General features: G+C 72.5%; 11 protein-coding genes. 10 read left to right on the forward strand and 1 reads right to left on the reverse strand.

Annotation, left to right across the window (positions count from 1 at the left end):
- The first annotated feature begins 24 nt into the window (after nt 1–24).
- The 7 genes from B0I32_RS02765 (at nt 25) to B0I32_RS02795 (ending at nt 10,139) form a co-directional block, all read left to right on the forward strand.
- Nucleotides 25–1,866 carry an MBL fold metallo-hydrolase gene (locus tag B0I32_RS02765; protein ID WP_106234585.1) on the forward strand — a complete coding sequence of 614 codons (1,842 nt, stop codon included), beginning with the start codon at nt 25–27 and terminating at the stop codon, nt 1,864–1,866.
- Nucleotides 1,863–2,906, forward strand: coding sequence for a LacI family DNA-binding transcriptional regulator (locus tag B0I32_RS02770; protein ID WP_106234587.1), 1,044 nt, complete (start codon nt 1,863–1,865; stop codon nt 2,904–2,906). The genes B0I32_RS02765 and B0I32_RS02770 overlap by 4 nt, the downstream gene beginning before the upstream one ends.
- Nucleotides 2,907–3,032: 126 nt before the next feature.
- Nucleotides 3,033–4,118 carry an ROK family protein gene (locus tag B0I32_RS02775; RefSeq protein WP_106234588.1) on the forward strand — a complete coding sequence of 362 codons (1,086 nt, stop codon included), beginning with the start codon at nt 3,033–3,035 and terminating at the stop codon, nt 4,116–4,118.
- 27 nt (nt 4,119–4,145) lie between these two features.
- On the forward strand, nt 4,146–4,730 hold the full coding sequence (locus tag B0I32_RS02780; RefSeq protein ID WP_219911614.1) for a D-sedoheptulose-7-phosphate isomerase: 585 nt from the start codon (nt 4,146–4,148) through the stop codon (nt 4,728–4,730).
- Nucleotides 4,727–7,294, forward strand: coding sequence for an alpha-mannosidase (locus tag B0I32_RS02785; protein ID WP_106234591.1), 2,568 nt, complete (start codon nt 4,727–4,729; stop codon nt 7,292–7,294). The genes B0I32_RS02780 and B0I32_RS02785 overlap by 4 nt, the downstream gene beginning before the upstream one ends.
- The gene (locus B0I32_RS02790) at nt 7,288–9,261 is read left to right on the forward strand and encodes a hypothetical protein (RefSeq protein ID WP_106234592.1); all 1,974 of its coding nucleotides are present in this window, start codon (nt 7,288–7,290) and stop codon (nt 9,259–9,261) included. Before B0I32_RS02785 ends, B0I32_RS02790 begins: the two co-directional genes overlap by 7 nt.
- Nucleotides 9,262–9,407: 146 nt before the next feature.
- Entirely contained in the window at nt 9,408–10,139 is a 732-nt protein-coding gene (locus B0I32_RS02795) for a TioE family transcriptional regulator (RefSeq protein WP_106234594.1), read from the forward strand.
- 19 nt (nt 10,140–10,158) lie between these two features.
- Here B0I32_RS02795 and B0I32_RS02800 read toward each other — a convergent pair whose 3' ends face one another.
- On the reverse strand, nt 10,159–10,536 hold the full coding sequence (locus B0I32_RS02800; protein ID WP_219911615.1) for a 2'-5' RNA ligase family protein: 378 nt from the start codon (nt 10,534–10,536) through the stop codon (nt 10,159–10,161).
- Nucleotides 10,537–10,927: 391 nt separating this feature from the next.
- Here B0I32_RS02800 and B0I32_RS02805 point away from each other — a divergent pair, with 391 nt between their 5' ends.
- The 3 genes from B0I32_RS02805 to B0I32_RS02815 all read left to right on the forward strand — a co-directional run bounded on the left by B0I32_RS02805 (nt 10,928) and on the right by B0I32_RS02815 (nt 13,651).
- Nucleotides 10,928–11,647 carry a DUF6882 domain-containing protein gene (locus B0I32_RS02805; RefSeq protein WP_106234595.1) on the forward strand — a complete coding sequence of 240 codons (720 nt, stop codon included), beginning with the start codon at nt 10,928–10,930 and terminating at the stop codon, nt 11,645–11,647.
- A gap of 109 nt (nt 11,648–11,756) precedes the next feature.
- Nucleotides 11,757–12,794 (forward strand): S66 family peptidase, encoded by a 1,038-nt coding sequence (locus B0I32_RS02810; RefSeq protein WP_106234880.1) that lies wholly within the window; start codon nt 11,757–11,759, stop codon nt 12,792–12,794.
- Nucleotides 12,795–12,820: 26 nt separating this feature from the next.
- Nucleotides 12,821–13,651 (forward strand): maleylpyruvate isomerase family mycothiol-dependent enzyme, encoded by an 831-nt coding sequence (locus B0I32_RS02815; protein ID WP_106234597.1) that lies wholly within the window; start codon nt 12,821–12,823, stop codon nt 13,649–13,651.
- The last annotated feature ends 21 nt before the right edge of the window (nt 13,652–13,672 follow it).

A 13,672-nucleotide genomic window follows, 5' to 3' on the forward strand; every position in this document is an offset into this window, starting at 1 on the left:
CGGATAGGATGCGGCGTCGTGGGTATGGAAGTCGCCGAAGTTTCGCCCGGGGTGCTCCGCGTCGAGGACACCTGCCACGTCTATGTCGTCAAGGCTCCCGACCGGCCGGGGGAGGAGCGTACCGGCATCGCGATCGACTTCGGTTCCGGGCGCGTGCTCGACCTGCTCGACGAGCTCGGCCTCGACCGCATCACCGACGTGCTGATGACCCACCACCACCGCGACCAGGCGCAGGGCCTGCACCGGGCGGCCGCGGCGGGCGTCGCCATCCACGTGCCGCCGGTCGAGCGCGACCTGTTCGACCAGGTCGGCGAGATGTGGCAGGGCCGCCAGATCCTCAACGACTACGATCTGCGCGACGACCGGTTCTCGCTGCTCGACCCCGTGCCGGTGACCGGCGTCGTCCCCGAGTATCGGACGGCCCGTTACGGCGGGGTCGACGTCCGCGTCCTGCCCACGCCGGGGCACACGCCGGGCTCGGTCACGTACGTGGTCGGCCGGACCGCCTTCACCGGCGACCTGATCTACGCCCCGGGCAAGGTGTGGTCCCTGGCCGCCACCCAGTGGTCCTACACCGAGAACGAGGGCCCGGCCATGGTCGTCATCAGCGCCGAGCTGCTCCAGCGGGAGGAGCTCGACGTGCTGCTGCCCTCCCACGGCGACCCGATGACGGAGCCGAAGGACGCGCTCGCCCGGCTCTCGTCGGCGATGCAGCGTTACGTGGACTTCCGCCGCCCCCACCCCTGGGACGTGCGCGGCCTGCTGGAGAACCCGTTCATCCAGGTCACGCCGCACCTGCTGATGAACAGGAGCAGCCAGTCCTACAGCTACGTGCTGCTGTCGGAGTCCGGCGCGGCGATGGTGTTCGACTTCGGCTACGACATGTCCACGGGCCTGGTCAAGAGCACCGCCCGGGAGGCCAGGCGGCCGTGGCTGGCCTCCCTGCCCGCGCTGCGCGAGCACTACGGCGTCACCGACGTCGAGGTGGCCGTGCCCACCCACTACCACGACGACCACGTGGCGGGCATGCCGCTGCTGCGCGACGTCGAGGGCACCGAGATCTGGGCGCCGTCCCACATCGCGCCCATCCTGGCCACGCCGCTGCACCACGACCTGCCGTGCCAGTGGTTCGATCCCATCCCCGCCGACCGGGTGCTCGGGCTGGGGGAGACGGTGCGCTGGCGCGAGTACGAGATCACGGTGCACGACCTGCCGGGGCACACGTTGTTCGCGGCGGCGTACGAGTTCGAGGTGGACGGGCACCGGGTGCTGGTGACCGGCGACCAGCAGGACGGAATGGGCATTCCGGAAGAACGCCAGGAGATTCTGAATTTTCAGTACAAGAATAGGTTCCAGATCGAGGACTACCGGAAGAGCGCCGCGCTCTACCGGCGCCTGCGCCCCGACCTCATGGTCAGCGGCCACTGGCGGCCCCGCTGGGTGGACGACGACTACCTGCACCTGCTGACCGGACGAGGGGAGGAGCTGGTGGCGCTGCACCACGACCTGCTCCCGCTGGACCGGCTCGACCTCGGCGCCGACGGGGTGCTGTGCCGCCTGACGCCGTACTATACGAGCGTCCCCGCGGGCGGCGAGATCGTGCTGACGGCCACCGTGCGCAACCCGTGGCCGGACAAGGCCGTCGCGACCATCGAACCGGTGGTTCCGGCCGGCTGGAGGCGCGAACGGGGATCACTGACGCTAAGGCTGCCCGCAGGGGGTATGGAGCAGGTGCATCTCCGACTCGGCGCCGACACCGTGCCGCGACGCCGCGTTCGCCTCGCAGTCGACCTGACCATCGGCGACCTGCGGCTCGGACAGCACGCCGAGGCGCTGGTCGACGTGGTACCGGAAGGGAACAGATGACCGTAGAACGGCGCAGCACCCCCCTCAGCCGTTCCCGCCGTCCCACGATCAAGGACGTGGCCGAGGCGGCCGGCGTCTCACGCTCCACCGTCTCGCGGGCGCTGACCGGGCGCGGCTACGCCGCCAGCGACGTGCGCGAGCGCGTCCTGCGCGCCGCCGCCGAGCTGGGCTACGTGCCCGACGTCATGGCCCGTACGCTCAAGCAGCAGGTCAGCCGGTCGGTCGGGATCCTGGTGAGCGACCTGCGCAACCCGTTCTACGCGGAACTGGCCGCCGGGGCCAGCAGCGAGGCCCGCGAACGCGGCTACACCATGGTGCTGTTCGACACCAGCCTGTCGGCGCAGGCCGAGAGCGAGGCCGCCGAGGCGCTGGTCGCGCTCCGGGTGGCCGGCGTGATCGTGACGCCCAACTCCTCCGCCGTGTCCACCTACCTGTCCTCCCACGGCATCCCGGTCGTCGAGGTGGACCGGCAGTTCGCGGCCGGCTCCACCGACGGCGTGGTCGTCGGCAACCGCGTCGGCGCCCGCACCGCCACCGCCCATCTGGTCGGGCTGGGTCACCGCAGGATCGCGCTGTTCATCGACGAGACCGACTGGACCACGGGCTACGAGCGCTACCAGGGCTACCTGGAGGCGCTGTCGGCCGGCGACATCAAGGTCGATCCCGAGCTCGTCGTCTCCTCCGGCTGGGACGTCGCCGACTCCCGCCGCCGGGCCCTCGACATGCTGCGCGGCCCCGACCGCCCGACCGCCGTCTTCGCCGCCAACAACGTGCTCGCCGAGGGCGTCTGGCGGGCGATCGGCGAACTCGGGCTGAGCGTGCCCGGCGACATCAGCCTCGTCGCGTTCGACGACTCGCCGTGGATGAGCATGGTCTCGCCCACGGTCAGCGCGGTCTCACAGGACACCTTCAACCTGGGCGCGACCTCGGTGCGCCGGCTCGACGAGCGCATCGAGCGGCCCGAGTCCGACTCTGTCACGACCGTGCTCAACGTGCGGCTCGTCCAGCGCGAATCCACCGCGCCGCCGCCCGCGCTCTGACCGCGCTCTGACCGCTCCGGCGGGTCGCGCGTTGACCCATGGGGAAAACTCCACCTAGGATCCGTGTGGGAACGATGTCACAGCGGTGTGGCGGCCGTTCCCGTCGGAGGTCCCGCCGGAGGTTCCATGGAGCACGATCGTCCCCCCGTCCTGTCGCTCGACATCGGCGGCACCAAACTCGCCGTCGGCGTGGTCACCGGCGACGGCCTCATCCACGGCTGGCAGGTCGCACCCACCCGCAGGGACGAGGGCCCGCGGCGCGTCCTGGACCGGCTGTTCGACCTGGGCAGGAAGGCCATCGCGGAGGCCGGCCTGCCCGAGGTGGCCGCGGTCGGCATCTCCTGCGGCGGCCCGCTGGACACCAGGACCGGCGTGCTGGAGTGCCCGCCGCACCTGCCCGGCTGGATCGACGTCCCCATCGGGGCGATGGCCGCCGAGGCGTTCGGCGTCCCGTCCGCCCTTGAGAACGATGCCACGGCCGCCGCGCTGGGCGAGTTCCGGTACGGCGCGGGGCGCGGCACCAGCACCATGCTCTACCTCACCGTCTCCACCGGCGTCGGCGGCGGCTCGGTCATCGGCGGACGCCTGCACCGGGGCGCGGCGGGCAACGGCGGCGAACTGGGCCATGTCATGGTGCGGCCGGGCGGGCGCAGGTGCTCGTGCGGCCGTCTGGGCTGCCTGGAGGCGTACGCGTCCGGCACCGCCATCGCCGAGCGCGCCCAGGAGGCCATCGCCGCCGGCCGCCCCTCGTCGCTGTCCGCCCTCGACCGCCCGACCGCCGAGGACGTCTCGCGCGCCGCGGCGGCCGGCGACCCGCTCGCCGTCGCGATCTGGGACGAGACCACATGGGCGCTCGGCAGCGCGATCACCGACCTGGTGAACGCGTTCGAGCCGGAGCTCGTCGTCCTCGGTGGCGGCGTCACCCGTTCCGGCGAGCGGCTCTTCGCCCCCGTTGCCGCCGCCGTCGCCCGTGACGCCATGCCGCCCGCGGCCCGTGCCGCGCGCATCGTGCCGGCCGCGCTCGGCGCGGGGGTGTGCGTCGTGGGCGCCGGCGCCGTCGCGCACGACCTCGTCGCCGGAACCATCAGGAACGCCGTCCCAGAGGCCGTCCCAGCAGACGTCCCAGAAGACGTCTCAGAAGCGGTCCCGGCAGATGTCTCAGCAGCCGTCCCAGAAACGGTCACAGACGCCGTCCCAGGAACCACGGGCTGAGACCCGTACTTCTCTCAGGAAAGATCCATGCCTGAACTTCCCCCGATGTCCGAGCTCCTCGCCGGCCACGTCGAAGGCCACCTCGCCGCCGCCCGCGGCATGGCGGCGCTCACGCCCGCCGTCGAGGCGGCGGCGGACCTGCTCATCGACGCCTTCACCCGCGGCGGCACCCTGTACACGCTGGGCAACGGCGGCAGCGCGGCCGACGCCCAGCACCTCACCGGCGAGCTGGTCGGCCACTACAAGCGCGACCGCCGCCCGCTGCCCGCGGTGACGCTCACGACCGACGCCACGGTCATGACGTGCATCGCCAACGACTACGCCTACGAGGACGTCTTCGCCCGGCAGGTCCAGGCGCTGGCCCGCCGGGGCGACGTCGTGGCCGCCTTCACCACCAGCGGAAACTCGCCCAACGTGGTCACCGCCCTCGACGCCGCACAGAGCAATGGCGCGGTGACGGTACTGTTCGGCGGCGGCGACGGTGGCGCCGCCGCCAAGTACGCCGACCACCTCCTCCTCGCCCCCAGCTCAGAGACCCCGCGCATCCAGGAGATCCACACACTGATGCTGCACATGATCAGCGAGAAGCTCGACGTCTGGGCGGCAGCATGACCAGGCGCCCCGCCCCCATGTCGAACGCCCCCTCCGGCAGCCAGCCCCCCGGTCTCCCGCCGGCCCCCCGCCCCGCGGCCAGCCCCGGCCGCACCCTGCACATGATCGGCAACGCCCACCTCGACCCGGTGTGGCTGTGGCCGTGGCAGGAGGGCTACCAGGAGGCGCGGGCCACGTTCTGGTCGGCGATCCACCGCATGGACGAATACCCCGACTTCGTCTTCACCTGCGACCAGGTCGTGCTGCTTTCGTGGGTGGAGGAGGCCGACCCCGAGCTGTTCGCCCGGATCAGGGAGCGGGTGGCCGAGGGCCGCTGGGTCATGACCGGCGGCTGGTGGGTGGAGCCCGACTGCAACATGCCGTCGGGGGAGTCGTTCGTCCGGCAGGGCCTGTACGGCCAGCGCTACCTCAAGGAGAAGTTCGGCGTCACGGCCTCGGTCGGCATGAACGTGGACCCGTTCGGCCACAACGCCATGCTCCCCGCCATCCTGCGCGGCCAGGGCATGGACTCCTACTGCTTCCTGCGCCCTGGACCGCACGAGAGCGACCTGCCCGGCACGATGTTCTGGTGGGAGGCGCCGGACGGCAGCCGGGTGCTGGCCTACCGGATCCCGTTCGAGTACTGCAGCCCGCCCGGCGAGGTCGCCGGACAGACCGAGAAGGCGCTCGGCCAGCTCGACCGCTCGCTCGGCGACCTGATGGTCTTCTACGGCGTCGGCAACCACGGCGGCGGCCCCACCAAGGCCAACATCGAGTCCATCCACCGCTACGACCGCATGGGCACGTTCGGGGAGCTGACGATGTCCTCCCCGCGCCGCTACTTCGACGAGATGGTCAAGCGCCTCGGCGAGCAGGGCCTGGCCGAGCTGCCGGTGTGGCGCGACGACCTGCAGCACCACGCGGCCGGCTGCTACTCGTCCCACTCGGGCATCAAGGCCTGGCAGCGCAGGGCGCAGGCGGCGGTGCTGTCGGCCGAGCGCTGGGCCGCGATCGCCGGCCACGACGCCCGCGCCGACCTGGAACGGGCGTGGAAGCAGGTGCTGTTCAACCAGTTCCACGACGTGCTGCCGGGCTCGGCCATCGAGCCCGCCTACGACGACGCCCGCGACCAGCTCGGCGAGGCGGTGGCGATCTCCAAGCGGATCATCACCAGGGCGCACAACGTGATCGCCCGCGACGTGCGCGTGCCCGAGGAGAGCGGCACCCAGCCGGTCATCGTCTTCAACCCGCACCCGTGGCCGGTCAGCACCAGGGTCGAGCTGCAGTACGGCCTGGCCCCCAACGGCGTGCACGTCGTGGACGCCGACGGCGCCGACGTGCCCTGCCAGCGCACCCAGTCGGTCGCCACCACCGACGACAAGGGCCGCGGCGCCACCGTCTTCCAGGCCGAGCTGCCCGCCCTGGGCTACCGCCTCTACCGGCTGCGCCAGGGCCCGGCCGCCCACGCCACCGGCACGCTGTCCGCCTCGCGGCACCACCTGGAGAACGACGTCCTGCGCCTGGAGCTCGACCCGCTCACGGGCTGGCTGTCCAGCCTGGTCGACAAGCGCACCGGCGTGGACCTGGTGGCCGGGGCGGCGGGCGAGCACACGCAGATCTGCGCCGACCCGACCGACACGTGGGGCCACCGCGTCATCTCCTACGACTGGCCCGGCGAGGCGATGACCACGACCGACATCGTGCTGCGCGAGGAGGGCCCGCTGCGCGCCCGCATCCGCGTCGAGCGCGAGTGGGGCCGCTCCACCATGGCCGAGGAGTTCATCCTGGGCGCGGGCGACGACGACGCCGTCGAGGTGCGGGTCACGCTCGACTGGCGGGAGCAGGCGCACCTGATGAAGCTGCGCTTCCCCGTCGGGCTGGAGAGCCCGGTGGCCACGTACGAGATCCCGTTCGCGCACCTCAACCGGCCGATTGACGGGGCGGAGGAGCCCGCGCAGTCGTGGGTGGACCTGTCGGGCAGCGTGGCCGGCCGGCGCGCGGGGCTGGCCGTGGTGAACAACGCCAAGCACGGCTACGACGTCTCCCCGCCCGGTCACGGCCGTAGTCACAGCATCGGGATCACCGCCGTGCGCAGCCCCGTCTACGCCTGGCACGACCCCAGGCTGCTCGACCCCGACGGCTACTACTCCTACCAGGACCAGGGGACGCAGCGGTTCTCGTACCTGCTGGTGCCGCACGCGGGCGACTGGCGCGCGGCCGGGCTGACCCGGCGTGCCGCCCTGCTCGGCGCGCCGGTGCGGGCCATGCTGGAGAGCTTCCACGACGGCCCGCTGCCCGGCTCGCGCGGCTACCTCGACGACGGCGGCGGCCAGGTCATGGTCACGGCGGTCAAGCTGCACGAGGACGCGCCCGGCGACCTGGTGGTGCGGGCCGTCGAGAGCACCGGTGCGGCCGCGGTCGCGACGCTGAACATCCCGATGGCCGGCATCCGGCTGACGGCCGACTTCGGGCCGAGCCAGATCCGCACGTTCCGGATCCCGCTCGCCGACCCGCTCTCCGCCGTCGAGACCGACCTGATCGAGCTGAACGAGCGCAAGGGCGCGTTCACGGTGGAACCGTGGTGATCGCGGGCGGCGGCGAGCCGCTGGCGATCATCGACCCCGACGGGGGCTCGGTGAGCGTGGAGGTGCTGGGCGAGGGCACGTGGAGCGTCGCCTGGCGCTGGGGCGAACGGCTCCCGACCGGCCGCCGCGACCTGAGCCTCGACCTCCGGTACGACGGCGCCGAACCGGCCGCCGGGACCGTGCGCGTGAGCAGGTCCGTGGCCGCCCGCGACCCCTGGTGGCTGATCCCGGGCCTGTTCTACGGCGAGAACCGGCCCGCCGCGTGCCGGCGGATCTTCCCCCGCTTCGAGCCCGGGGCCGACCGGCCCGAGGAGATGGTCTCGGCCCGCTGGGGCTTCCGCGCCGACCGCGCCGCCACGCCCGCCGTCCTGGTCTGGGGCGACGGGGGCGGCGCCGCGCTGATCGCGGACGAGGACTCACCGCTGGGCCCGGCCGGCCTGGCCATCGGTCATGAGGCGCCGGCGCTCGACCCTCACCGGCCGGCCATCGGTCATGCGGAGTCGACGCTCGGCCCGGACGGGCCGTCCTTCGGTCACGCGGAGGGGACGGCGACGGTCTCGCTGCTGTTCCCGTACCAGGAGTATCCGGTCACCTACTACGGATCCGCCCTGGCCCGGCCCGCCGAGGCCGCCGCGCACGTGTGGCGGCCGGGGGAGTCGCACGTCCTGACCGTCGCCACGTGCGCGCTGCCCGCCGACCGGCACGCGTACGCGCCGCTGCTGCGCGAGGACCGCGATCTGCGCCGGCCGGCCGCGCCCGTCGAACCCTGGGAAGACGTGGCCGAGGCGGCCGACATCGCGGCCGAGGGCCTGTACCGCTGGCACTACGACCCCGACCCCGGCGTGCTGCTGGAGACGGTCGGATTCGACCGGGAGATCAGCGGCGGCGACGGGGAGCGGGTGGACCGGCAGGCGATGCACGTCGGCTGGGTCAGCGGCATCCCGTGGGCGGCCGCGCTCCTGGAACACGGACTGCGTACGGGACGGCCCGAGCACGTCGCCGCCGCCGAACGGGTGATCGGCTTCATCTGCGAGAACCTGTCACCGTCCGGCACGTTCTGGGGCACCTGGTACCGAAAGTCCGGCTGGTCGCAGAGCTGGAGCCACGTCAAGGACGCCCTGCACGCGCGCACGCTGGGTGAGGCCACGCTGTTCCTGGTGCGCGCGCTGCGGCTGCGGCCCGACCCCGCGTGGGCGGCCGCGGCCCGCTCCAACCTGGACGCGATGCTCGCCCGCCAGCGGCCCGACGGCAACCTCGGGGCCCTCCACCACGCCGCCACCGGCGAGGTGCTGTCCTGGTCGGGCGCCTCCGGCCTGACCTGGGTGGCCGCGCTGGCCGAGTCGGGGGAGCCCGCCGATCTGCGGGCCGCCGAGCTGGCCGGGGAGTACTACGCGTCGTTCGTGGACGACGAGTTCATCTACGGCGCGCCCGAGGACGTGGACCTGGCGCCCACCTCGGAGGACGGGTACGCCGCCGTGCTGGCGTACATGGCACTGCATCGCCGCACGGGCGCGGATCGCTGGCTGGACCTGGCCCGCCGGGCCGCCGACTGGACGCTCACCTTCCGCTACACCTACAACGTGCGCTTCGGCCCGCGCACCCCCCTCGGCGTGTACGGCTTCGCCACCAGGGGCGCGGACCAGGCGTCACCGTCCAACCAGCACCTGCACGCGTACGGGCTGGTGTGCACCGCCGAGCTGATCGAGCTCTCGCGGGCGCTGGGCGACCCGTACTACGCGGAGCGGGCGCACGAGACACTCGACTGCTTCCGCCAGCTCCTGCCGGCCGCCGACGGCGACCTCAACGCCTACCGCGGCATGATCACCGAACGGTACTACCAGACGGACTGCTTCCAGCCGAAGGGCATGTACCTGACGCTGTCGCACGCCTGGAGCGCGGGTGTGCTCCTGCTGGCCTGCGAGCAGATCCTCGCCCAGTCACCCGTGGCGGCCCGCGACCACGGGTGACCCTGTCGCCCGCGACCGACCAGGCGATCGCGGAACCGGGGAACCGCGGAGCCGGAGAACCGGGCGATCGGAGACCCGGGGACCAGGCAACCGAGCACCCGCGAATTGGATAATCTGAGCAACCCGTCAACACGGAAAGGCGCTCGATGCCCGGTGCGCGACTCCGGCCGGTGGATCTGGCGCGCGAGCACGGCCTGTCGACACAGGCGGTCCGCAACTACGAGGAAGCGGGCATCCTCCCGCCCGCCGCCCGCACCGAGTACGGCTACCGCACCTACACCCACCTGCACGCCCGGGCCCTGGGCGCGTTCCTCGCCCTGGTGCCCGCCCACGGACACAGGACCGCCACGTCGATCATGTGCGCCGTGCACCGGGACGCCGAGGACGAGGCGCTGCGGCTGATCGACGAGAGCCACGCCCAACTGCTCGACGACCGCCGCACCCTCCGAGCCGTCGAACAGGCCCTGCGCGCCCTCGAACCACCGGACCCCACACCGACCGCCCACCCCACCGGCACCTTCATCGGCCCGCTGGCCGTCCGCCTCGGCATCCGGCCCGCGACCCTGCGCAAGTGGGAACGTGCCGGGCTGGTCACCCCCCGCCGCGACCCGCAGACCGGATACCGCGTCTACTCCGCCGCCGACGTCCGGGACGCGCAGCTCGCGCACCAGCTCAGGAGGGGCGGATACCCGCTGGAACAGATCGCCCTGCTGCTCACCCAGGTCCGCGCGGCGGGCGGCCTCGCGCCCCTGGAAAGCACGTTGAACGACTGGCACGCCCGCCTGTCGTCCCGCGGCCGCGCGATGCTGCACGCCGCCGCCGAACTACACACCTACCTGAACGCCCGCACCCCGGCAGCCGACCGCAGCGAACCGTAGTAAGCCCTGGGAGCTGGAGTCAGGTGAGCGGGAACGTCTCGCTCTCGGTCCAGCGCTCGCCGTCCACACAGACCAGCAGCGTCACGGCCCGGGCTCGGGATGTCAGCGGCAGCTCGCCGTCCAGGGCCGACTCCTCCACCACGTCGGCGCGCCCCAGGGTCAGGTGCGGGATGATCGTGTCGTGTGCCCCGCCGTACGGAGGCGTCTCCGGCCAGCGCGCCACGACGGACTCCGTCAGCCGTACGAACGCCTCGGCCGGTTCCGGCGTCAGGTAGACCACCTCGGGAAAGCGTCCGACCCGGCGAAAGCCGACGTCCACAGCGGGATGCTGCTGGAACAGCGCCCGCAACTCAGCCCGTACGGTGTCGTCGATCCGGCTGATGGGCAGGAACGGCACCAGCCACCGTCACATGCGCCGGGATGCCGTCCTCATGCTCCCGCCACCGCCCCACCAACGGCTCCGCCTCCGGCACCGTCACCACGAGCGCCGTATCCCCAGCCCGGAACGCCACCACCCGCTCGCCGCCACCGGCCGCAGTCCGTCCCCCAGCCCCCGCCCTCTCGCCCGCGCCACGCCGTTCCACCATCGCTCCTCCTCGACTCGCACCCGCATCCGCGCGCCCTCGCCCTCGCGCTCGCCACCAGCGTGTATCGCTCTTCCTCGGGGCCGCCACCAGGTTTCCGCGCAGGCTCGGACGCCGCGCGCAGGAGACCCCGAGGCCCGCACGATTCGGATATTTCGTGAAAGACGGCGTGGGATTCGGGCGGGACCTAATAGTCTCCCGGGGGTGCAGAATTCGCTGACTTTCACCGACCTTCTCGACGACGCCGCCCTGATCTCCCTGGAACACCAGCTACACCTGGAAGAAGTCCTCGCCGAGCACAGCTGGCACGTGGACCTCCAGGCGCGGCGTTTCGAGTTCACCGGCACGCAGCCGCGCACGTGCACCGCCTTCCACCTGCTCGGCAGCGCCGCCCCCGGCCCGGCCTCGTGGCTGTGGGCCTGGGCGAACCCGTCCGGCTTCCCGGCCGAGGTGGCGGCGACGGCCGCGAGGTTGCGCGACTTCGGTCTCCAGCACGGCATCCAGGAGCTGGCCTCGGCGGAGGTCCCGTTCAGCGCGCTGCCGGGTTCGCCCACGGAGCCGCATCTCGTCGCCGGGCTGATGACCGAGGCGGCCAAGGCGGTGACCGGCCTCTGGACCTCGTACAACGGCGACGCGGGCGGTGGCACGCGCGCGGCCTTCCTGGTGGAGCACCCCGACTTCCACCTGCCGCCGATCGATTCGGTCCGCGTCATGCGGGTCATGCAGCAGGCGCTCGCCGGTCTGCGCCTGTCGGATCACCGGCGGGTGGTGTACAGCTACGCCAAACACCGGGGCCTCGGTGTGAAGTTCGACGGTGACCAGGCCACGCTCTCCGGGCCTGGCCTTTCGGCGGTGGTGGACTTCGACGGGCTGGGGCGGATCGCCCACATCAACGCCAATCTGTCGTCCGCGAACGGCGGCTGAGCCCGGGCCCTCCGGTCTCGACGCCGCTCCCGGGAGTAGCGCCGCTCTGACACCCGCCGGGGCGGAAAAGCCGTGGCCGGTGTCAGAGGGCTCGGGTAACTTGCTCCGCATGCCGGCCTACCCTGACAAGCCGCAGCCCGGTGACAGAGTCGCCATCCTGTCACCGGCCGCCGGGCTTCCCGCCATCTTCCCCGCCCCGTACGAGCTGGGTCTGTCCCGCCTGGAGAAGGAGTTCGGGCTGGTCCCGGTCGAATACCCGACCACCCGCGTGCTCGGCGCGTCCCCGGCCGCCCGTGCCGCCGACGTCAACGCGGCCTTCGCCGATCCGTCGATCAAGGCCGTGCTGACCTCCATCGGCGGCGAGGACCAGATCAAGGTGCTGCGTCACCTCGACCCCGACGTCCTGCGCGCGAACCCGAAGCCGTTCTTCGGCCTCAGCGACAACACCAACCTGTGCAACTACCTGTGGAACCTCGGCGTCGTCTCCTACTACGGCGGTGCGATCATGACCGCCTTCGGCCGCGGCGGGGCGATGGAGGCGCAGACCGCCGAGGCCCTGCGGGCCGCGCTGTTCACGCACGACGAGTACGAACTGCGTCCCGCGCCGGCCTACAGCGACGTCGACCGCGACTGGGGCGACCCGGCGACGCTGGCGAGCGAGCCCGAGCCGTTCCCCGGCGGCGGCTGGCGGTGGCACGGCCCGAGCCGCGCGGTGACCGGCCCTTCGTGGGGCGGCTGCCTGGAGATCATCGACCTGAACCTGCGCGTCGGCACCCACATCAGGCAGCCGGCCACGTACGACGGCTGCGTGCTGTTCCTGGAGACCTCCGAAGAGCTCCCCGACGCCACGTACGTCTACCGCGTGCTCATGACCATGGGCGAGCGCGGCCTGCTCCAGCGCTTCGCCGCCGCCATCGTCGGCCGCCCCAAGGCGTGGTCGCTGGACAACCGGCTCACGCCCGAGCGCAAGGCCGCGTACACCGCCGCTCAGCAGGAGGCCGTGCTCAAGGCGTTCACCGAGTACAACCCGGACATTCCGCTCGTTTTCCAGGTGGACATCGGGCACACGGATCCGCAGCTGGTCGTCCCGTACGGCGGCTCCGTCACCGTCGACGCCCCAGCCGGCCGCATCACCGTGCGTTACTAGCACCGTCACCCGGGAGAACCTGCGAAATGACGATCTTCGGTCCCGCCATCGACGTCCGCCCCCTGTTCCCGCGCGAACGGCAGGCCCTGCTCGACCTGCTGCGCGCCCTCGGCCCGGGGGACTGGTCGAAGGAGACGATCTGCCCGGGCTGGGACGTGCACGACATCGCCGGACACGTGCTCAACGACTACCTGCGGCGCCTGTCGGGCAGCCGCGACGGCTACCCGGGCGCCGTCTTCGCCGACGACGAGACGCTGCCCGCCTACCTCGCGCGCACGAACGGCGAGTTCGTCGCGGCCACCCGCCAGCTCAGCCCGCGGGTGCTGATCGAGCTGCTGGAGCACCTCGGGCCGCGGCTCGACGCCGTCTGGGCGGCGCACGACCTGGAGGCGCCGGCCGGCCTGAACGTGTCCTGGGCGGCCAGCGACGTCGACAGTCCCGCGTGGCTCGACATCGGCCGCGAGTACACCGAGTTCTGGGTCCACCAGCAGCAGATCCGCGACGCCGTGGCCATGCCGGGAGCCACCCAGCCGGAGCTCATGGCGCCAGTGCCGTACCTCTTCGCCCGAGCTCTGCCGCACACCCTGCGCACGATCGAGCGGCCCGAGGGGACGTCGGCCGAGCTGGAGGTGCTCGGGCCGGCCGGTGGACGGTGGAGCGCGGTACGGCGCGACGGCCGCTGGCGCCTGGCGGAGGCCGCGGGCGAGCCGGCCGCGCGGGTCTCGATGGACCAGGACGTGTTCTGGCGGCTGGCGAGCAGGGGCATCACCGTGGCGGAGGCGCGCGAGCGCTCCACGTCGAGCGGTGACCCCGAGCTCACCGCCGCGATGACGACACTGCTCGCCGTCGTCGCCTGACCTCGGGTCCGCGTCGCGGCC

The sequence above is a fragment of the Nonomuraea fuscirosea genome, from assembly GCF_003001935.1.
GTDB lineage: Bacteria > Actinomycetota > Actinomycetes > Streptosporangiales > Streptosporangiaceae > Nonomuraea > Nonomuraea fuscirosea.